At 72.3% G+C, this 18,519-nt stretch carries 20 protein-coding genes; 13 read left to right on the top strand and 7 right to left on the bottom strand.

Features of this window, described 5'->3' with window-relative positions; genetic code table 11:
* The first annotated feature begins 28 nt into the window (after positions 1 to 28).
* From AB0953_RS19100 to AB0953_RS19090, 3 genes are read left to right on the top strand one after another with little or no spacing between them, the layout of a single operon-like run.
* Positions 29 to 931, top strand: coding sequence for a sterol desaturase family protein (locus AB0953_RS19100; RefSeq protein WP_366860667.1), 903 nt, complete (start codon positions 29 to 31; stop codon positions 929 to 931).
* Positions 928 to 1,746, top strand: coding sequence for a lysoplasmalogenase (locus AB0953_RS19095; protein WP_366860666.1), 819 nt, complete (start codon positions 928 to 930; stop codon positions 1,744 to 1,746). Before AB0953_RS19100 ends, AB0953_RS19095 begins: the two co-directional genes overlap by 4 nt.
* 20 nt (positions 1,747 to 1,766) lie before the next feature.
* Positions 1,767 to 2,810, top strand: coding sequence for a zinc-dependent alcohol dehydrogenase family protein (locus tag AB0953_RS19090; protein ID WP_366860665.1), 1,044 nt, complete (start codon positions 1,767 to 1,769; stop codon positions 2,808 to 2,810).
* Between the two features lie 77 nt (positions 2,811 to 2,887).
* On the opposite strand, the gene AB0953_RS19085 is transcribed toward AB0953_RS19090, so the two are convergent.
* The gene (locus AB0953_RS19085; RefSeq protein ID WP_366860664.1) at positions 2,888 to 4,426 is read right to left on the bottom strand and encodes a S8 family serine peptidase; all 1,539 of its coding nucleotides are present in this window, start codon (positions 4,424 to 4,426) and stop codon (positions 2,888 to 2,890) included.
* A 255-nt stretch (positions 4,427 to 4,681) separates the two neighbouring features.
* Here AB0953_RS19085 and AB0953_RS19080 point away from each other — a divergent pair, with 255 nt between their 5' ends.
* From AB0953_RS19080 to moaA, 3 genes are all read left to right on the top strand, one after another.
* Positions 4,682 to 5,047: a DUF485 domain-containing protein gene (locus AB0953_RS19080; RefSeq protein WP_366860663.1), complete on the top strand. Its 366-nt coding sequence runs from the start codon at positions 4,682 to 4,684 to the stop codon at positions 5,045 to 5,047.
* Entirely contained in the window at positions 5,044 to 6,672 is a 1,629-nt protein-coding gene (locus AB0953_RS19075) for a cation acetate symporter (protein WP_366860662.1), read from the top strand. Before AB0953_RS19080 ends, AB0953_RS19075 begins: the two co-directional genes overlap by 4 nt.
* 194 nt (positions 6,673 to 6,866) lie before the next feature.
* On the top strand, positions 6,867 to 7,856 hold the full coding sequence (gene moaA / locus AB0953_RS19070; RefSeq protein WP_366860661.1) for a GTP 3',8-cyclase MoaA: 990 nt from the start codon (positions 6,867 to 6,869) through the stop codon (positions 7,854 to 7,856).
* Between the two features lie 71 nt (positions 7,857 to 7,927).
* Here moaA and AB0953_RS19065 read toward each other — a convergent pair whose 3' ends face one another.
* Complete coding sequence (locus AB0953_RS19065) at positions 7,928 to 8,167, bottom strand: hypothetical protein (protein WP_366860660.1); 240 nt, start codon at positions 8,165 to 8,167, stop codon at positions 7,928 to 7,930.
* Positions 8,168 to 8,313: 146 nt separating this feature from the next.
* Positions 8,314 to 8,646, bottom strand: a complete 333-nt coding sequence (locus AB0953_RS19060; RefSeq protein ID WP_366860659.1) for a DUF3099 domain-containing protein — start codon at positions 8,644 to 8,646, stop codon at positions 8,314 to 8,316.
* 180 nt (positions 8,647 to 8,826) lie between these two features.
* Between AB0953_RS19060 and AB0953_RS19055 the strand changes: the two genes are divergently transcribed.
* The gene (locus tag AB0953_RS19055; protein WP_366860658.1) at positions 8,827 to 9,108 is read left to right on the top strand and encodes a GlsB/YeaQ/YmgE family stress response membrane protein; all 282 of its coding nucleotides are present in this window, start codon (positions 8,827 to 8,829) and stop codon (positions 9,106 to 9,108) included.
* A 111-nt stretch (positions 9,109 to 9,219) separates the two neighbouring features.
* On the opposite strand, the gene tyrS is transcribed toward AB0953_RS19055, so the two are convergent.
* The 3 genes from tyrS to AB0953_RS19040 all read right to left on the bottom strand — a co-directional run bounded on the left by tyrS (position 9,220) and on the right by AB0953_RS19040 (position 13,483).
* Complete coding sequence (tyrS, locus tag AB0953_RS19050; RefSeq protein WP_366860657.1) at positions 9,220 to 10,488, bottom strand: tyrosine--tRNA ligase; 1,269 nt, start codon at positions 10,486 to 10,488, stop codon at positions 9,220 to 9,222.
* Between the two features lie 71 nt (positions 10,489 to 10,559).
* Positions 10,560 to 11,963 (bottom strand): metallopeptidase TldD-related protein, encoded by a 1,404-nt coding sequence (locus tag AB0953_RS19045; RefSeq protein ID WP_366860656.1) that lies wholly within the window; start codon positions 11,961 to 11,963, stop codon positions 10,560 to 10,562.
* Positions 11,960 to 13,483 (bottom strand): TldD/PmbA family protein, encoded by a 1,524-nt coding sequence (locus AB0953_RS19040; RefSeq protein ID WP_366860655.1) that lies wholly within the window; start codon positions 13,481 to 13,483, stop codon positions 11,960 to 11,962. Before AB0953_RS19040 ends, AB0953_RS19045 begins: the two co-directional genes overlap by 4 nt.
* A gap of 185 nt (positions 13,484 to 13,668) precedes the next feature.
* Between AB0953_RS19040 and fabG the strand changes: the two genes are divergently transcribed.
* From fabG to AB0953_RS19025, 3 genes are all read left to right on the top strand, one after another.
* Complete coding sequence (gene fabG / locus AB0953_RS19035; protein WP_366860654.1) at positions 13,669 to 14,388, top strand: 3-oxoacyl-[acyl-carrier-protein] reductase; 720 nt, start codon at positions 13,669 to 13,671, stop codon at positions 14,386 to 14,388.
* A gap of 5 nt (positions 14,389 to 14,393) precedes the next feature.
* Complete coding sequence (gene fabI / locus AB0953_RS19030; protein ID WP_189812590.1) at positions 14,394 to 15,164, top strand: enoyl-ACP reductase FabI; 771 nt, start codon at positions 14,394 to 14,396, stop codon at positions 15,162 to 15,164.
* A 234-nt stretch (positions 15,165 to 15,398) separates the two neighbouring features.
* On the top strand, positions 15,399 to 15,830 hold the full coding sequence (locus AB0953_RS19025; RefSeq protein ID WP_366860653.1) for a hypothetical protein: 432 nt from the start codon (positions 15,399 to 15,401) through the stop codon (positions 15,828 to 15,830).
* Positions 15,831 to 15,903: 73 nt separating this feature from the next.
* Here the strand turns inward: AB0953_RS19025 and AB0953_RS19020 are convergent, their stop codons facing one another.
* The gene (locus AB0953_RS19020) at positions 15,904 to 16,575 is read right to left on the bottom strand and encodes a FadR/GntR family transcriptional regulator (protein WP_366860652.1); all 672 of its coding nucleotides are present in this window, start codon (positions 16,573 to 16,575) and stop codon (positions 15,904 to 15,906) included.
* A 60-nt stretch (positions 16,576 to 16,635) separates the two neighbouring features.
* Between AB0953_RS19020 and AB0953_RS19015 the strand changes: the two genes are divergently transcribed.
* From AB0953_RS19015 to AB0953_RS19005, 3 genes are all read left to right on the top strand, one after another.
* Positions 16,636 to 17,985 carry an MFS transporter gene (locus AB0953_RS19015; protein WP_366860651.1) on the top strand — a complete coding sequence of 450 codons (1,350 nt, stop codon included), beginning with the start codon at positions 16,636 to 16,638 and terminating at the stop codon, positions 17,983 to 17,985.
* Between the two features lie 5 nt (positions 17,986 to 17,990).
* On the top strand, positions 17,991 to 18,110 hold the full coding sequence (locus AB0953_RS19010; RefSeq protein WP_366860650.1) for an SGM_5486 family transporter-associated protein: 120 nt from the start codon (positions 17,991 to 17,993) through the stop codon (positions 18,108 to 18,110).
* Positions 18,111 to 18,273: 163 nt separating this feature from the next.
* Positions 18,274 to 18,474 carry a hypothetical protein gene (locus AB0953_RS19005; protein WP_366860649.1) on the top strand — a complete coding sequence of 67 codons (201 nt, stop codon included), beginning with the start codon at positions 18,274 to 18,276 and terminating at the stop codon, positions 18,472 to 18,474.
* The last annotated feature ends 45 nt before the right edge of the window (positions 18,475 to 18,519 follow it).

Here is an 18,519-nt window from a genome sequence, read left to right as displayed (position 1 = left end):
CCCCCGGAGCCGCCTCTATGGTGCGGGCATGCCGAACCTGCCCGATGTCGTGCTGTGGTCGATACCCGCCTTCGTCCTGCTCACCGTGATCGAGGTGGTGAGCTACCGGATCCATCCCGACGAGGACGCCGCCGGGTACGAGGCCAAGGACGCCGCCACCAGCCTCGCCATGGGCATCGGCAGCATCTTCTTCGACTTCCTCTGGAAGATCCCCGTCGTCGCCATCTACACCGCGGTCTACGAACTGACCCCGCTGCGGGTGCCGTTCCTGTGGTGGACCTTCCTGCTCATGCTGTTCGCCCAGGACTTCTTCTACTACTGGCAGCACCGCGGCCACCACGTCATCCGGATCCTGTGGGCCTGCCACGTCGTCCACCACAGCAGCCGGAAGTTCAACCTCACCACCGCCCTGCGCCAGCCGTGGACCAGCGCCACCTCCTGGCCGTTCTACCTGCCGATGATCGCCCTCGGCGTCCACCCGGCGGCCGTCGCCTTCTGCTACTCGGTCAACCTCCTGTACCAGTTCTGGATCCACACCGAGCGCATCGACAAGCTGCCCCGCCCGGTCGAGTACGTCTTCAACACCCCCTCCCACCACCGCGTCCACCACGCCTCCCAGGGCGGCTACCTGGACCGGAACTTCGGCGGCATCCTGATCATCTGGGACCGGATGTTCGGCTCCTGGGTCGGCGAGGAGGAGCGGCCCGTCTTCGGGCTCACGAAGAACATCAGCACCTACAACCCGCTGCGCGTCGCCACCCACGAGTACGCCGCCATCGCCCGCGACGTCCGCGCGGCCGCCACCTGGCGCGAGCGCGCGGGCCGCGTCTTCCGCGGCCCCGGCTGGAGCCCCGCGCCCGCCGCCGCAGCCGGTGACGCCGGCACGGCCGCCGGCGCCGCACCCACGGGCACGGCGGAGCGCGCCGCATGAGCGCCGCGGCGGGCGGCGACCGGCCCCGCCGGCGTGCAGGGCGCGGCAGTCCGGGGGCCGGGCCTGCGGCCCCCGCCGCCCTGCGCCCTGCGGCCCCGGCCGGAGGTGCTGCCCCGCGTGCCGCGGCCCCGGCCGGCGACGCCGCCCGGCGCGAGCGCATCGGCCGCCTCGCGCTCGGCGCCTTCGCCGCGGCCACCGCCGCCGACCTCGCCGCGCTGCTCGCCGGCTGGCACCCCGGGCACGTCCTCGCCAAGCCGCTGCTGATGCCGCTGCTCGTCGCGTACGTCCTCACCCGCCCCGGCGCCCCGCGGCTGCTGGTGGCGGCCCTGCTCTTCGGCTGGGGCGGGGACCTGGCCCTGCTCTTCGACGCCGAGCCCGCCTTCCTGGTCGGCATGGGCTCCTTCGCCGCCGGGCACGTGTGCTACCTGCTGCTCTTCGCCCGGCGCAGGACCGGTCCCGGGCTCGGTGCCGCGTACGCCGCCGCCCTCCTCGGCACCGTCGGCCTGCTGTGGGCCGACCTCCCGGCGGCCCTGCGGATCCCCGTCGCCTGCTACAGCCTGCTGCTGACGGCCATGGCCTACCGCTCCAGCGCCCTCGGGCTGCGGGCCGGGCTCGGCGGGGCGCTCTTCCTGCTCTCCGACTCGCTGATCGCCACCGGGGTCGCCTCGTGGCCGCAGCCGCCCCGCCCCGACTTCTGGATCATGGCGACCTATGCGGCGGCCCAGTACCTGCTGGCCGACGGGGCACTCGCCGCAAGGGCGTACCGTAGGGAGGTCGACCCGGCACGACCTGCCGGTACAGAAATCCCGACCTGACCCCGGAGGGCTGCACCACCATGCGCGCCACCGTCATCCACGCCCCGCACGACATACGCGTGGAGGAGGTGCCCGACGCTGCGATCCAGCGCCCCGAGGACGCCGTCGTCCGCGTGCTGCGTGCCTGCATCTGCGGCAGCGACCTGTGGGCCTACCGCGGCGAGGCCGCACGCAAGCCCGGCCAGCGCATCGGCCACGAGTTCCTCGGCATCGTCGAGGAGACCGGCTCCGCCGTCTCCGGCCTGAAGGCCGGCGACCTGGTCGTGGCCCCCTTCGTCTGGTCCGACGGCACCTGCGACTTCTGCTCCGAGGGGCTGTACACCTCCTGCGTGCACGGCGGCTTCTGGGGCTCGGTCGGCCACGACGGAGGCCAGGGCGAGGCCGTCCGCGTCCCGTACGCCGACGGCACCCTCGTCAAGCTGCCCGCCGAGGCGGCCTCCGACGACTACCTGCTGACCGGTCTGCTGGCCCTGTCCGACGTCCTCGGCACCGGCCACCACGCGGCGCTCGGCGCCGGCGTGCGCAAGGGCTCCACCGTGGCCGTGGTCGGCGACGGCGCGGTCGGCCTGTGCGGCGTGCTCGCCGCCCAGCGGCTCGGAGCCGAGCGGATCATCGCCCTGGGCCGGCACAGCGCCCGTACGGACATAGCCAAGCGCTTCGGCGCCACCGACGTGGTCGCCGAGCGCGGCGAGGCCGCGGAGGCCGCCGTGCGCGAGCTCACCGGCGGGCAGGGCGCGCACTGCGTGATCGAGGCGGTCGGCACGGAGCAGGCCATGCGCACCGCCGTGCGGATCGCCCGCGACGGCGGCACCATCGGCTACGTCGGCGTCCCGCACGGCAGCGCCACCGGCATCGACCTCGACGCGATGTTCGACCGCAACATCAGCCTGCGCGGCGGCGTGGCGCCGGTGCGCGCGTACATCCCGGAGCTGCTGGAGGACGTGCTGAGCGGCGCGATCGACCCGGCGCCCGTCTTCGACCGGGCGGTCTCCCTGGACGAGGTCCCGGACGGCTACCGCGCGATGGACGACCGCAGCGCCCTGAAGGTGATCATCACCCCCTGACGCCCGGGTGAACGGCCGGAGGGGCCGGCCGGGGAGGAATCCCCGGCCGGCCCCTCGGTGCGTTCGCCGTGGAAGGGTTACTTGACGGCCTTCAGCGCGTCCACGATGCCGTAGCCGTAGTAGCCCGTCTGGCCCCACTTGCTCTGGCAGGTGGTGGCGTCGATCAGCTTGCCGGTGGCGTCGTACACCTGCGTCGGGCAGGTCGCCTTGGTGGCCTGCTCCTTCAGCATCCGCTGGAGCTGCGCCGGCGTGGCCTTCGGGTGGGCGCTCTTGAGCAGCGCCGCGACGCCCGAGACGTGCGGGGCGGCCATCGAGGTGCCCTGCTTGTAGCCCCAGCCGCCGCCCGGGAGGGTGGAGAGCACGCGGCCGTTGGCGTCCGGGGTGGCAGGGACCTGCCACTTGTCGCCGCCGGGGCCGGCCACGTCGACGACGCCGAGGCCGTAGCTGGAGTAGTACGAGCGGAAGCCCTTGTCACCGGTGGCGGAGACCGTGACGACGCCCGGCAGCTGCGTCGGCAGGTCCAGGCACTCGTGCGGGTTGATGGTGCGCGTCACCGGGGTGCCGTCGTCGGGGCTGGTGGTGTCCTCGATGGAGTCCGCCGACAGGTCCCAGTTGGAGTTGCCGGCCGAGGCCACGTTGAGGGTGCCCTTGCGCTCCGCGTAGCGGGTCGCCCGGGTTATCGCCTCGACGAGGGCCTTCTGGTCGTCGTCGTTCTTGCAGTTGAAGTACCACGGGTCGACGTAGTAGCTGTTGTTCGTCACGTCGATGCCGTGCTCGGCGGCGAAGACGAAGCCGCAGACGACCGCCTCGGTGAAGAAGAGGCTGGTGCCCGGCTCGCTCACCTTGACGGCGGCGAGCTTCACGCCCGGCGCGACGCCCGAGACGCCGATGCCGTTGCGGGCGGCTGCGATGGTGCCGGCCACGTGCGTGCCGTGGTCGCTGCCGTCCGCGTACGGGCGCCAGGCGCCCGCGGAGGTGTCCGCGACGCCGCCGACGCAGTTCGCCGACTTGTCCGCGGCGAAGTTCGGTGCGAGATCCGGGTGGGTGTCGTCGACACCCGTGTCGATGACGCCCACCGTCACGTCCGGGCTGCCATCGTTGATCTTGTGAGCCTCGTCGGCCTTGATCGCCCGCAGGTCCCACTGGTTGGGCTCCAGCGGCTCCTGCCCCTCCGTGGCCAGCGCCGCGGCCTTGGCGGCGTCCGCCGCGCCGAGCTTCTGGGTGGTGCCCTCGTCGGTGGTCTGCACCGTCTTCAGGGGCGCCGTCCGGGTGGCGCCGACCGACACGAAGAGGTTGCGCTGCGCCCGCAGGGTCTTGGCGAACTCGGGGTTCTGGGAGTGCGCGACGACCACGCCGATCTGGTCGTAGGCCGTCACCACCGTGCCGCCCGCGGCCTCGATGGCCTCCTTCGCCTGCTTCGCCGTGCCGTACGCGGTCAGGTTCGCCACGTACGACAGCTTCGGGCCGGTGGTGTCGGGCTTGGCGGCCGTCGCACCCGCCGTGGTGCCCACCGGTGCGGCCGAGGCCGCGACGGAGGGCAGGAAGGCGAGGGAGGCGGTGAGCGCCAGGCCGACCGGTACGGCGAGGCGCCGGCGGCCGGATCCCAGATGAGCCATGGGTTCTCCACATCATCCGTGAAAAAGTCGTCCGCGCGCGGTCGCGCAGGACGACGGGTTCATGACACGCGAACCTAGCGCTGACGTTCGCCTTTGCGCCATGAGTTCGAGAAATCAGTTCCCAAAGAATCCACGGGTGGTGAACCGTCCGGGCGTGCCGGCCGTGCCCTTCTCAGGGGGACCGGCGCGCCGTTCCCCCACACGGAGGTTGATTTGTCCGTCCCCACCGCATCCGCGTCACAAGGAGAGCCCCCCGTGACCACCCAAGCAGCGCCGCCGCCGGGCAGCGCGGGAACGCCCACGGCAAGCCCCACGGCCGAACAGTTCGAAGCCGTCCAGCACAGCCCCGAGTTCGCCGCGCTGCGCCGCTCGCACCGCGCCTTCGCCTTCCCGCTCACGGTGGCCTTCATCGCCTGGTACCTGCTGTACGTGCTGCTGTCCAACTACGCCGGCGGCTTCATGGGGACCAAGCTGTTCGGCAACATCAACGTCGCCCTCGTCCTCGGCCTCGGCCAGTTCGCCACGACGTTCCTCATCGCCTGGCTCTACTCGCGCCACGCCGCCGCGAAGCTCGACCCGCAGGCCGCGGCGATCAAGGAGCGGATGGAGGCCGAGGCATGAGCGCTGCCCTCCACGCCACCACCACGGCCGCCGGCGCCACCGAGCACCGGCCGCTGATCATCACCCTGTTCGGGCTGTTCGTCGTCGCCACCCTGATCATCACCATCTGGGCCGGCCGCCAGACCCGGGACGCCGCCGACTTCTACGCGGGCGGCCGCCAGTTCACCGGCTTCCAGAACGGCCTGGCCATCTCCGGCGACTACATGTCCGCCGCGTCCTTCCTCGGCATCGCCGGCGCCATCGCGCTCTTCGGCTACGACGGCTTCCTGTACTCCATCGGCTTCCTCGTCGCCTGGCTCGTGGCCCTGCTGCTGGTCGCCGAGCCGCTGCGCAACTCCGGCCGCTACACGATGGGCGACGTGCTCGCGTTCCGGATGCGCCAGCGCCCGGTCCGCACCGCCGCCGGCACCTCCACCATCGTGGTCTCGATCTTCTACCTGCTCGCCCAGATGGCCGGCGCCGGCGTCCTCGTCTCGCTGCTGCTCGGCATCACCAGCGACGGCGGCAAGGTCGCCGTGGTCGCCCTGGTCGGCGTACTGATGATCGTCTACGTGACCATCGGCGGCATGAAGGGCACCACCTGGGTCCAGATGATCAAGGCGGTGCTGCTCATCGCGGGCGCCCTGCTGATCACCTTCCTGGTCCTGCTGAAGTTCAACTTCAACATCTCGGACCTGCTCGGCAAGGCCGCAGAGAACAGCGGCCAGGGCGCCAAGTTCCTCGAACCCGGCCTGAAGTACGGCAAGGACTCCACCACCAAGCTGGACTTCATCTCCCTCGGGCTCGCCCTGGTGCTGGGCACCGCCGGACTGCCGCACATCCTGATCCGCTTCTACACGGTTCCCACCGCCAAGGCCGCCCGCAAGTCCGTCAACTGGGCCATCGGCATCATCGGCGCCTTCTACCTGATGACCATCGCCCTCGGCTTCGGCGCCGCCGCCCTGCTCAAGCGGACCGACATCATCGCCTCCAACAAGGCCGGCAACACCGCCGCCCCGCTCGTCGCCCAGGAGCTCGGCGGCGGAGCCGGCTCCACCGGCGGCGCGATCCTGCTCGCCGTGATCTCGGCCGTGGCCTTCGCCACCATCCTCGCCGTGGTCGCCGGGCTCACCCTCGCCTCCTCCTCGTCCTTCGCCCACGACCTGTACGTGAACGTGATCCGCAAGGGCAACGCCACCGAGGAGGAGGAGGTCCGGGCCGCCCGCTGGTCCACCGTGGTCATCGGCGCCGTCGCCATCGGCCTCGGCGCCCTCGCACGCGACCTCAACGTCGCCGGCCTGGTCGCGCTCGCCTTCGCCGTCGCCGCCTCCGCCAACCTGCCGACGATCCTCTACAGCCTCTTCTGGAAGCGGTTCACCACCCGGGGCGCCCTGTGGTCGATCTACGGAGGCCTGGTCTCCTCGGTCGTGCTGGTCCTCTTCTCCCCGGTCGTCTCCGGCAAGGCCACCTCGATGTTCAAGGAGGCCGACTTCTACTGGTTCCCGCTGGAGAACCCGGGCATCGTCTCCATCCCGCTCGGCTTCCTGCTGGGCTGGCTGGGCACCGTGCTCTCCAAGGAGGAGGCCGACCCCGCGAAGTTCGCGGAGTTGGAGGTCCGCTCCCTCACCGGCACGGGCGCGCACTGATCACGGTGCTCCTGTGAGAGGACCCGAACACCCAGCGTGGCCGTGTCGTACGTCCCTACGACACGGCCGCGGCGCCTCTCGTTCGATCGGGTATCCCGAGAAGACACCCCCGTCGCGTAGGCTCGATCACAGCGCATGCACAGTCCATCCGGCGGCGCAGACCTCTTGGAACCGGACAGGGGAGGGGGCCCACAGTGCTTCTCGACACCTACGGCCGCGTGGCCACTGACCTGCGGGTCTCACTCACCGACCGGTGCAACCTGCGCTGTACGTACTGCATGCCCGAGGAGGGCCTGCAGTGGCTGGGCAAGTCGGACCTGCTCAGCGACGAGGAGATCGTCCGGCTGATACGCATCGCCGTCACGCAGCTGGGCATCACCGAGGTCCGCTTCACCGGCGGCGAGCCGCTCCTGCGCCCCGGCCTGGTCGGGATCGTCGAGCAGTGCGCCGCCCTGCAGCCCCGCCCCAAGATGTCGCTGACCACCAACGGCATCGGCCTCAAGCGCACCGCACAGGCGCTCAAGGCCGCCGGACTGGACCGGGTCAACGTCTCCCTGGACACCCTGCGGCCCGAGGTCTTCAAGACGCTCACCCGGCGTGACCGCCACCGCGACGTCCTCGACGGCATGGCCGCCGCCCGCGAGGCCGGCCTGACCCCCGTCAAGGTCAACGCGGTGCTGATGCCCGGCCTGAACGAGGACGAGGCCCCGGACCTGCTGGCCTGGGCCGTGGAGAACGGCTACGAGCTCCGCTTCATCGAGCAGATGCCGCTGGACGCCCAGCACGGCTGGAAGCGCGAGGGCATGATCACCGCCGGGGACATCCTGGCCTCCCTGCGCACCCGGTTCACCCTCACCGAGGAAGGCGCCGACGAGCGCGGCTCCGCTCCCGCCGAGCGCTGGATCGTCGACGGCGGCCCGGCCACCGTCGGCGTCATCGCCTCCGTGACCCGGCCCTTCTGCGGGGCCTGCGACCGCACCCGGCTCACCGCCGACGGCCAGATCCGCACCTGCCTCTTCGCCACCGAGGAGTCCGACCTGCGCGGAGCCCTGCGCTCCGGCGCGCCGGACGAGGAGATCGCCCGCCTGTGGAAGGTGGCGATGTGGGGCAAGAAGGCCGGCTCCGGCCTCGACGACCCGAGCTTCCTCCAGCCCGACCGCCCCATGTCGGCGATCGGCGGCTGACCGCCGGCTCCCCGCACGCAACGGCCGGCCCGTCCGCAGAGCAGACGGGCCGGCCGCACTTCTGTCCGCCCCTAGGGGCGCTCGGAGCCCTCCGGCTGCACCCACTCGTCGAGCTTCACCACGTCCTTCAGGAAGCCGCGGACCCCGAGGAACTGCGACAGGTGCTCGCGGTGCTCCTCGCACGCCAGCCAGGTCTTGCGGCGCTCCGGCGTGTGCAGCTTCGGGTTGTTCCACGCCAGGACCCAGACGGCCGCGGCGCGGCAGCCCTTGGCGGAGCAGGTGGGAGTCTCGGGAGTGTCAGGGGAGTTCACGCCCCAACCCTACAAACCGGCCCCGGGAAAGGGCGACGCCGAGCAGCCACGGGGGGAGCTGCCCGGCGTCGGTCCGTCGCTCCGACGGGGGATGCGGAGCGCGTAGGCAGTATGTCACGCAGGACCCGGTACAGTGCACCGGAACTTCATGATTGATCTGAGCTTTTCTTGAGGTTTCCCGCGTCCAGGGCCGGACGCACAGGCGAGGGGATGAAGTTCGACGGCAGCGTGGGGGTCGACTCGCGCCCCGCGTTGGCGATGACGACGGCCACGTACGGCAGCAGCGCGCCCGCGACGAGGGTCACGACGGCCACAGGGCGCTGCACGTTCCACAGCACCACGGTCGCCAGGACCGACAGCGTCCTGATCGCCATCGACAGCACGTAACGGCGCTGCCGCCCGCGCACGTCCTCGTTGAGGCCCATCCTGGCTCCGGTGATCCGGAAGACCTCGGCCCCCTTCCGCTTCTTCCGCAGCATGCTCCACCGCCCGATCCGATGCGCCGGACACTCCTTTCGTCCGGTCCCTTCCACCGTACGCCCGGCCCCGCAGGGAGGAGGAGAGGGGGGTGCCCCCGAACGGACCGGTCCGACGTGCGCGCTGCGCCGGACGGGTCGAAACTGGCCCCACATGCGCACGACGCGCCAAGGAGGCTCGACATGCAGTGGTTGTGGGCGATCATCGTGGGTTTCGTGCTGGGCCTCATTGCCCGGGCCATCCTGCCGGGCAAGCAGCACCAGCCGCTCTGGCTGACCACTCTGTTCGGCATCATCGGCGCCGTCCTCGGCAACGCCGTCTCCCACTGGATCGGCGTCGAGGACACCCGGGGCATCGACTGGATCCGGCACCTGCTCCAACTGGCCGGAGCGATCCTGATCGTCGGCCTCGGCGACATGGCCTACATGTCCCTGCGGGGCAACCGGAAGAGGGAGGCCGCCTGAGCGCCGGGCCGCGGAACGCCGCGGGGGCCGGTCCGGACGGTGTGCGTCCGGACCGGCCCCCGCGCCGTGCCCCTCCTGCCGGCCACCCGCGTGCGGGCGCCGTACGGGCCCTCAGGCGCCCGTGACCTCCACCGCGGCGAGGTTCTTCTTGCCGCGGCGCAGCACGAGCCAGCGCCCGTGCAGCAGGTCCTCCGCGGCCGGGACCGCGTCCTCGGCGGTGACCTTCACGTTGTTCACGTAGGCGCCGCCCTCCTTCACGGTCCGGCGGCCGGCCGACTTGCTCGCGACCAGCCCGGTCTCCGCGAACAGGTCCACCACGAGGCCCACCTCGGAGACCTTCGCCTGCGGCAGCTCGGACAGGGCCGCGGCCAGCGTGGCCTCGTCCAGCTCCGCCAGCTCGCCCTGGCCGAACAGCGCCTTCGACGCGGCGATCACGGCCGCGCACTGGTCCGCGCCGTGCACCAGGGTCGTCAGCTCCTCCGCGAGCGCCCGCTGGGCGGCGCGCGCCTGCGGCCGCTCGGCGGTCTGCCGCTCCAGCTCCTCCAGCTCCTCGCGGGACTTGAAGGACAGGATCCGCAGGTAGGTCGAGACGTCCCGGTCGTCCACGTTCAGCCAGAACTGGTAGAACGCGTACGGCGTGGTCATCTCCGGGTCGAGCCAGACGGCGCCGCTCTCGGTCTTGCCGAACTTGGTGCCGTCCGCCTTCACCATCAGCGGGGTCGCCAGCGCGTGGACCTGCGCCTCGGGCTCCAGCTTGTGGATCAGGTCGAGGCCGGCCACCAGGTTGCCCCACTGGTCCGAGCCGCCCTGCTGGAGGGTGCACCCGTAACGCCGGTACAGCTCCAGGAAGTCCATGCCCTGGAGCAGCTGGTAGCTGAACTCGGTGTAGCTGATGCCCTCCTGGGACTCCAGGCGCCGGGCGACGGAGTCCTTGGTCAGCATCTTGTTGACGCGGAAGTGCTTGCCGATGTCCCGGAGGAACTCGATGGCGGACAGGCCCGCCGTCCAGTCCAGGTTGTTCACCATGACCGCCGCGTTCTCGCCCTCGAAGGACAGGAACGGCTCGATCTGGGTGCGCAGGCGCGTCACCCAGTTGGCGACGGTCTCGGGGTCGTTCAGGGTGCGCTCGGCGGTCGGGCGCGGGTCGCCGATCTGGCCGGTGGCCCCGCCGACCAGCGCCAGCGGCCGGTGCCCGGCCTGCTGGAGCCGGCGTACGGTCAGCACCTGCACGAGGTGGCCCACGTGCAGGGACGCCGCCGTCGGATCGAACCCGCAATAGAACGTGACGGGACCGTCCGCGAAGGCCTTGCGCAGCGCTTCTTCATCGGTGGACTGGGCGAAAAGGCCCCGCCACTTCAGCTCGTCGACGATGTCCGTCACGGTCGTGACTCTCCTTGAAGGATGGAGTGAGTAGGGGTGCGGATGAGGGGTTCGACGCACATTCTAGGTGGTCAGACGCCCTTGCTGACCGAACTCATGTTGAAATCGGGAATGCGCAGGGCCGGCATGGAGGTCCGGGTGAACCAGTCGCTCCACTCGCGGGGCAGGGTCTTCTCCGCCCGGCCGGCCTCCGTGGCCCGCGACAGCAGGTCCACGGGGGACTCGTTGAAGCGGAAGTTGTTGACCTCGCCGACGACCTCCCCGTCCTCCACGAGGTAGACGCCGTCCCGGGTCAGGCCCGTCAGCAGCAGGGTCGCCGGGTCCACCTCGCGGATGTACCACAGGCACGTCAGCAGCAGGCCCCGCCCGGTGGCGGCCACCATCTCCTCCAGCGACCGCTCCCCGCCGCCGTCCAGGAGCAGGTTCCCGAAGCCGGGGGAGAGCGGCTGCCCGGTCAGGGCCGCGGTGTGGCGGGTCGTGGCCAGCCGGGCCAGCTCGCCGTCCTTGATCCAGTCGGTCGGGGGGACCGGCAGGCCGTTGTCGAACACCGACGCGTCGTCGCCCGAGCTGTGCGCGATCACGAACGGCGCCGACTCCAGGCCCGGCGCGTGCGGGTCGCTGCGCAGGGTCAGCGGCAGCTGCGACAGCTTCTCGCCGATCCGGGTGCCGCCGCCCGGCTTGGAGAACACCGTCCGGCCCTCCACCGCGTCCCGGGCCGCCGCCGACCACATCTGGTAGATCAGCAGGTCGGCCACGGCCGTCGGGGGCAGCAGCGTCTCGTACCGCCCGGCCGGCAGGTCGATCCGCCGCTCCGCCCAGCCCAGCCGTACGGCGAGCTCCGCGTCCAGCGCGGTGGGGTCCACGTCCTTGAAGTCCCGCGTGGCGCGTCCGGCCCAGGCCGAGCGCTGCCGGTCGGGGGACTTGGCGTTGAGCTCCAGGGTGCCGTTCGGCTGGTCGTGGCGCAGCCGCAGCCCGGTCGAGGTCCCGACGTACGTGGAGACCATCGTGTGGTGGGCGAAGCCGTACAGCTCCCGGCCGCCCGCCCGGGCCCGGGCGAAGGCCTCGCCGAGGGCCGGGGCGAAGTCCGTGAACACCGCCGAGGAGGTCTCGGCGGGGGCGTCGGCGAAGTCCGGCGAGGCCGGGGTGCCGGTGACCAGCGGCTGCGCGTCCTCCGCCGGGCCCGCCGCGCGGGCGGCCGCCTCGGCGGCCCGGACCAGCGGCTCCAGGTCCCCGGCGGTCACGGCGGAGCGCGTGACGACCCCCGAGGCCGTGCCCTCCCTGCCGTCGACCGTGGCGATGACCGTCAGGGTCCGGCCGCGGGTGACGCCGTTGGTGGTGAGCGCGTTGCCCGCCCAGCGCAGGTTGGCCGAGGACTCCTCGTCGGCGATGACGACGCAGCCGTCGGCGGTGGACAGCTCCAGGGCCCGCTCGACGATCTCGTGGGGCTTGCTGCGTCCGTTCGAAAGCGTGCTCATCGGCCGGCCTCCTGGGTGGTGTTCAGGATGTTCACGTCGCGGAACAGCGCCGAGGGGCAGCCGTGCGAGACCGCCGCGACCTGGCCCGGCTGGGCCTTGCCGCAGTTGAAGGCGCCGCCCAGCACGTACGTCTGCGGGCCGCCGACCTTCTCCATGGAGCCCCAGAAGTCCGTGGTGGTGGCCTGGTAGGCGACGTCGCGCAGCTGGCCGGCCAGCCGGCCGTTCTCGATGCGGAAGAACCGCTGCCCGGTGAACTGGAAGTTGTAGCGCTGCATGTCGATCGACCAGGAGCGGTCGCCGACCACGTAGATGCCGCGCTCGACGCCGCCGATCAGGTCCTCGGTGGACAGCCCGCCCGGATCCGGCTGCAGCGAGACGTTCGCCATGCGCTGGACGGGCACGTGCCCGGGGGAGTCGGCGAAGGCGCAGCCGTTGGAGCGGCCCAGGCCCGTCAGGCGCGCGATCCGCCGGTCCAGCTGGTAGCCGACCAGGGTGCCGTCCTTGACCAGGTCCCAGCTCTGCGCCTCGACGCCCTCGTCGTCGAAGCCGACGGTGGCCAGGCCGTGCTCGGCGGTGCGGTCACCGGTCACGTTCATGATCGGGGAGCCGTACTTGAGCGTGCCCAGCTGGTCGAAGGTGGCGAAGGAGGTGCCCGCGTACGCGGCCTCGTAGCCCAGCGCCCGGTCCAGCTCCGTGGCGTGGCCGATGGACTCGTGGATGGTGAGCCACAGGTTGGACGGGTCGACCACCAGGTCGTACCGGCCGGCCTCGACGCTCGGCGCGCGCATCTTCTCGGCGAGCAGGGAGGGGATCTGCTCCAGCTCGGAGTCCCAGTCCCAGCCGGTGCCGGTCAGGTACTCCCAGCCGCGGCCGGTCGGCGGGGCGATGGTGCGCATCGAGTCGAACTCACCGGTGGCGGCGTCCACGGCGACCGCGGTGAGCTGCGGGTGGATCCGCACCCGCTGCTGGGTGGTCATGGTGCCCGCGGTGTCGGCGTAGAACTTGTTCTCGTGCACGGCGAGCAGGGACGCGTCCACGTGCGCGACCCCGTCGGCGGCCAGCAGGCGCGAGCTCCAGTCGGCGAGCAGCGCCGCCTTGTCCGCGTCCGGCACCTCGAAGGGGTCGACGTCGTAGGCGGAGACCCACGTCCGGTCGGAGTGCACCGGCTCGTCGGCGAGCTCGACCCTCTCGTCGGACCCGGCCGCCTTGATCACCTGGGCCGACAGCTTCGCCATGGCCACGGCCTGCGAGGCCACCCGGGCGGCGCCGTCCATGGTCAGGTCCACGCCGGAGGCGAAGCCCCAGGCGCCCCCGTGCACCACCCGGACCGCGTACCCGAGGTCGGTGGTGTCGGACCCGCCGGCCGGCTTGGCGTCCCGCAGGCGCCAGGAGGCGCTGCGGATGCGCTCCAGCCGGAAGTCGGCATGCTCGGAGCCCAGCGCGCGCGCCCGGGCGAGCGCCGCGTCGGCGAGCGCCCTCAGGGGCAGCGCGGTGAAGGCCGCGTCGATGGAATGGGGCACGGAATTCCTCCCGAGGTCAGGGCCGGTCCCCCCGATCATGGCGCGGCCGGGGCGCTCGTGCCTACCACTTTCTGTAGGGACTCGACAGAGCCCGTCCTGCGGCCCTGTGGGAGACCGATTCTGCGCGCGGCAGGCGGGGCCTATAGGTTTCTGGTACTCAGACCGCTAGTCGAAAGGGTGATCCGTTGAGCCGCTCGGTTCTCGTCACCGGAGGAAACCGGGGCATCGGCCTCGCCATCGCCCGAGCCTTCGCCCAGGCGGGCGACAAGGTCGCGATCACGTACCGTTCGGGCGAGCCGCCCGAGGAGCTCACCGCACTCGGCGTCCTGGCGGTCCGCTGCGACATCACCGACTCGGAGCAGGTGGAGCAGGCCTACAAGGAGATCGAGGACGCCCACGGCGCGGTCGAGGTGCTGGTGGCCAACGCCGGCATCACCAAGGACACGCTGCTGATGCGCATGTCCGAGGAGGACTTCACCTCGGTCCTGGACACCAACCTCACCGGCACCTTCCGCGTCGTCAAGCGCGCGAACCGCGGCATGCTCCGCGCCAAGAAGGGCCGCGTCGTCCTGATCTCCTCGGTCGTCGGCCTCCTCGGCTCGGCCGGCCAGGCCAACTACGCCGCCTCCAAGGCCGCCCTGGTCGGCTTCGCCCGCTCGCTCGCCCGCGAGCTGGGGTCGCGCAACATCACCTTCAACGTGGTCGCCCCCGGTTTCGTGGACACCGACATGACGAAGGTGCTCACCGACGAGCAGCGTGCGGCCATCGTGGCGAACGTGCCGCTCGCCCGCTACGCGCAGCCCGAGGAGATCGCGGCAGCCGTCAGCTTCCTGGCGTCCGACGACGCCGCGTACATCACTGGAGCCGTCATTCCCGTTGACGGCGGATTGGGCATGGGTCACTGATCACCATGAGCGGAATCCTCGAGGGCAAGCGGATCCTCGTCACCGGCGTGCTGATGGAGTCCTCCATCGCCTTCCACGTCGCCAAGCTGGCCCAGGAGCAGGGCGCCGAGGTCATCCTCACCGCATGGCCGCGGCCCACCCTGACCGAGCGCATCGCCAAGAAGCTGCCCAAGCCGGTCAAGGTCATCGAGCTCGACGTCACCAACGACGAGCACCTGGCCCGTCTGGAGCAGCTGGTCCGCGACGAGCTCGGCGGCCTCGACGGCGTCGTCCACTCGATCGGCTTCGCCCCGCAGGACGCCCTGGGCGGCAACTTCCTGAACACCCCGTTCGAGTCGGTCGCCACCGCCATGCACGTCTCGGCGTTCTCGCTGAAGTCGCTGACCATGGCCTGCAAGCCGCTGTTCCCGGCGGAGGGCGCGGCCGTCGTCGGCCTCACCTTCGACGCGCAGTTCGCGTGGCCGCAGTACGACTGGATGGGCCCGGCCAAGGCCGCCCTGGAGGCCACCAGCCGCTACCTCGCCCGCGACCTGGGCAAGGAGAACATCCGCTGCAACCTGGTCTCGGCCGGCCCCCTCGGCTCCATGGCCGCGAAGTCCATCCCGGGCTTCGGCGAGCTGGCGGACACCTGGAACCACCGCTCCATGCTGGAGTGGGACATGAGCGACCCGGAGCCGGCCGGCCGCGGCGTCGTCGCCCTGCTGTCGGACTGGTTCCCCAAGACCACGGGCGAGATCGTCCACGTGGACGGCGGTCTGCACGCGATGGGTGCCTGACCGGCCCCGGTACGACCGTACGGCGACGGCCGCGTCCTCCCACCCGGGAGGCGCGGCCGTCGCCGTTCCCGCCCCGGGCGGACGGGCCGGCGGCGGGCCGCGCCTCGCACCCGATCGAAACTCGATCAGATGTGCGCCCTCCGACGGGCCCGTCCCGAGTCGAAAAGCGGGACAGAACCCTGCAAACTGACCGGGTCGGGATCTTCCCGGCCGGTGCGGGGAGGAGGTAAGGCAGTGGGCACGAGGCCGAGCCGGGCGGTGTCGCTGCTCGTCACCTCCGTGGTCCTGACGGGCCTGCTGATCCCCGGGGCCATCGCCCAGCCCGATGCGGGCGGGCCGGTGTACGGCTCCGAGGCGGGCGCCCCGGTCGTCGTGGACGTCGCCGACCTGCCCGTCGAGCCGCCCGTGCCGCCCCCGCCCTCCGGGGCCGCGGAGCTGTTCGGCGCCGACTGCGAGACGGTGATCGAGGGCTCGCAGGTGCTGGCCAACTGCCACAACGGCTATCCGGAGACCGACCTGGTCCGGCTGCACGTGGAGTGCGACCGCTGGTGGGACCTGGACTCCGACCCCGCACCGGTGCCGGTGGGACCGGCCGGGCGGGTCGAGCTCGTCGGCCGCTGCTGGAAGGAGGTCCGCTCCGCCTGGGTCACCCACCAGAGGCCGTGAGCGCCGCCCGCGGTGAGGGCCGCCCGCCGACCGGGGGCCGCCCGCCGACCGGGGGTCGTGACGGAGCGCGCGGCTACTGCCTGCCGAGGCAGGCGAAGGGGTAGCCCGCCGCCTCCGAGGCGGCCGCGTCCCCGTCCCCGCGTCGGATCGCCTCGATCAGCCGGGCGTGGTCCAGGTGCACCGCGGGATCCAGGTCCGTGCCCACGTCCGTGCGCAGCCAGTCGGCCACCAGGTCGCCGAGGTCCGCGTACAGCTCGATCAGCACCTCGTTGTGCGAGGCCGCCACCACCGCCATGTGCAGGGCCACGTCCGCGGCGACGAACACCTCCGGATCCCCGCCGGCCCAGGCCTCCTCGCGGCGCGCCAGCAGCGCGTCCAGCTGCGCGATGTCCCGCTCGGTGCGCCGCTCCGCCGCCAGCCGGGCCGCGGAGGACTCCAGCGTCGAGCGGAGCTCGGCGATGTGCCGGGGGTCGGCGCCCGCGAAGCGGCGGTGCATCACCCCGGCCAGCTCGCTGGTGGCCAGGACGTACGTGCCCGAGCCCTGCCGGATGTCGAGGAGCCCGTTGTGCGCGAGGGCCCGCACGGCCTCCCGGACGGTGTTGCGGGCGACGCCCAGCAGCTCCACCAGCTCCGGCTCGGTCGGGATGCGGGCGCCCACCGGCCACTCGCCGGAGGTGATCTGGTTCCTGAGCTGGGCGATCACCTGGTCGACGAGGGCGGACCGGCGGGGCGAGGTCAGCGGCATACGGAAAGGATCCCCTCGGGCAGTGGACAGTCAATCATCCCATGATTCTATGATGGGTGAATGTCCGACGAAGAGCCCCCCACCCCGACCCTGAACCGGCCCCGCGCCGCGCACCCCGCCGTCCCGGGCCCCCGCCCCGCCGTTCCCGCACCGGCTCCCGCCCCCGCGCAACCAGGCTGGCTCGGCCCCGTACTCCTCGCCGGAATCGTCCTCGCCGCCCTCAACCTGCGGCCCGCCATCACCAGCCTCGGCGCCCTCTTCGAGGAGGTCCGCGACGGCCTCGGCATGAGCGGAACGGTCGCCGGACTGATCACCTCCGTCCCGGCCCTGTGCTTCGCCGTCTTCGGCGTCACCGCGCCACGGCTCTCCCGCTGCTTCGGCCCCGCCGCCGTCGTCTGCGCCGGCATGGCCGCCGTCGCCGCGGGCCTGCTGATCCGGCCCTTCACGCACGGCGCCGCCGGCTTCCTCGCCGCCAGCGCCCTGTCCCTGGCGGGCATCGCCCTGACCAACGTGCTGCTCCCGGTGATCGTCAAGCGCTGGTTCCCGGACCGCGTCGGCACCATGACCGGCCTGTACTCCATGGCCCTGGCCGTCGGTACCTCGCTCGCCGCCGCCGCGACCGTCCCGCTGACCTCCGCCCTCGGCGGCAGCTGGCGCACGGGCCTGCTGGTCTGGGCCGCGCCGGCCGTGGCCGCCGTCGTGCCGTGGCTGCCCGTCGCCGCGTCCGTACGCCGCGAGCAGCGGGCCGCGGGCGGCAGCGCGGGCGGGGCCGCGGGCGGATCCGCCACCGCTCCTGCCGCGCCGGCACCGGCCGCGGGCCCCTCCGTCGTCCGCAGCCGCACCGCCTGGGCCCTCGCCGGCTACTTCGGCCTCCAGGCCACCGGGGCGTACGTCACCATGGGCTGGCTGCCCCAGATCTTCCGCGACGCCGGGGTCTCCGCCTCCGCCGCGGGCGTCCTGCTCGCCGTCACCATGTTCATGGGCGTCCCGCTCGCCTTCGTCATCCCCAACCTCGCGGGCCGGATGCGCCACCAGGGCGCCATCGCCGCCGGCCTCGGCGCCTTCGGCCTCGTCGGCTACAGCGGCCTCCACTTCGCCCCCGCGGCCGGCGCCTGGGCCTGGGCCCTGCTGCTCGGCCTCTCCAACTGCGCCTTCCCCCTCGCCATCACCATGATCGGCCTGAGGGCGCGCACCCCCGGCGGCGTCGTCAGGCTCTCCGCCTTCGCCCAGAGCACCGGCTACCTCGTCTCCATCCCCGGCCCGCTCCTCATCGGCGCCCTCTACCAGCACAGCGGCGGCTGGGACCTCCCGCTGACCCTCATGACCTGCCTGCTCGTCCCGCAGATCGCCCTCGGCGTCCTCGCCGGCCGGGACCGCACGATCGAGGACGAACGGGGCATGCGAGACTGAGGGACATGTCGCCCGTACTCGAACCACATCCCCAGGACGGCCGCAAGAAGCTCGGCATGGTGCTGGGGGCCATCCTCGCCATCACCGTGATCATCGCCGTGATCGCGACGGTCGCCTCCCCCTGACCCCCGGCGCCGCGGCCGGCCCGGAGGGTGGGGTTGTCCCCACCCACCCCTAGGGGGCCTGCTTCAGGGTCTTCTGGGGTGTGCCCCGGATGGGAACCGCCCCTTCGGATCCCTAGATTCGAAGGAGCGAGTCCGACCCACCCGAGCACCCACGGAGGCGGCCATGTCGGCCCCCACGCACACCCCCGCACCCCGAGCCCTCGGCGCCAACGCCCGGCTGCACTGGTGGGCGCTGGCCCTGCCCGCCCTCGCCTTCGGACTGCTCCTGCTGCTCCTCGCCGGATCGGGCGAGGCCCACGCCCACTCCGGAGCCCCCTCCCCGCTCGTCCAGGTCACCGAACAGCTCCTGAGCGCCGCGGGCTGACCTGCGGCGCGCCGCGCCCGTACGCGCCCGGGCGCGCCCCGCACC

It is taken from the genome of Streptomyces sp. NPDC046866 (genome assembly GCF_040704625.1).
Classification (GTDB): domain Bacteria; phylum Actinomycetota; class Actinomycetes; order Streptomycetales; family Streptomycetaceae; genus Streptomyces.
Note: the sequence above shows the minus strand (reverse complement) of the source record. Positions and strands in the feature narration are given on the sequence as shown.

Excerpts from the sequence above, each read along its gene's own strand:
- AB0953_RS19100 (WP_366860667.1), top strand. The coding sequence starts at position 29 with ATGCCGAACCTGCCCGATGTCGTGCTGTGGTCGATACCCGCCTTCGTC.
- AB0953_RS19095 (WP_366860666.1), top strand. The coding sequence starts at position 928 with ATGAGCGCCGCGGCGGGCGGCGACCGGCCCCGCCGGCGTGCAGGGCGC.
- AB0953_RS19090 (WP_366860665.1), top strand. The coding sequence starts at position 1,767 with ATGCGCGCCACCGTCATCCACGCCCCGCACGACATACGCGTGGAGGAG.
- AB0953_RS19085 (WP_366860664.1), bottom strand. The coding sequence starts at position 4,426 with ATGGCTCATCTGGGATCCGGCCGCCGGCGCCTCGCCGTACCGGTCGGC.
- AB0953_RS19075 (WP_366860662.1), top strand. The coding sequence starts at position 5,044 with ATGAGCGCTGCCCTCCACGCCACCACCACGGCCGCCGGCGCCACCGAG.
- AB0953_RS19060 (WP_366860659.1), bottom strand. The coding sequence starts at position 8,646 with ATGCTGCGGAAGAAGCGGAAGGGGGCCGAGGTCTTCCGGATCACCGGA.
- AB0953_RS19055 (WP_366860658.1), top strand. The coding sequence starts at position 8,827 with ATGCAGTGGTTGTGGGCGATCATCGTGGGTTTCGTGCTGGGCCTCATT.
- AB0953_RS19045 (WP_366860656.1), bottom strand. The coding sequence starts at position 11,963 with ATGAGCACGCTTTCGAACGGACGCAGCAAGCCCCACGAGATCGTCGAG.
- fabI (WP_189812590.1), top strand. The coding sequence starts at position 14,394 with ATGAGCGGAATCCTCGAGGGCAAGCGGATCCTCGTCACCGGCGTGCTG.
- AB0953_RS19020 (WP_366860652.1), bottom strand. The coding sequence starts at position 16,575 with ATGCCGCTGACCTCGCCCCGCCGGTCCGCCCTCGTCGACCAGGTGATC.
- AB0953_RS19015 (WP_366860651.1), top strand. The coding sequence starts at position 16,636 with ATGTCCGACGAAGAGCCCCCCACCCCGACCCTGAACCGGCCCCGCGCC.
- AB0953_RS19010 (WP_366860650.1), top strand. The coding sequence starts at position 17,991 with ATGTCGCCCGTACTCGAACCACATCCCCAGGACGGCCGCAAGAAGCTC.
- AB0953_RS19005 (WP_366860649.1), top strand. The coding sequence starts at position 18,274 with ATGTCGGCCCCCACGCACACCCCCGCACCCCGAGCCCTCGGCGCCAAC.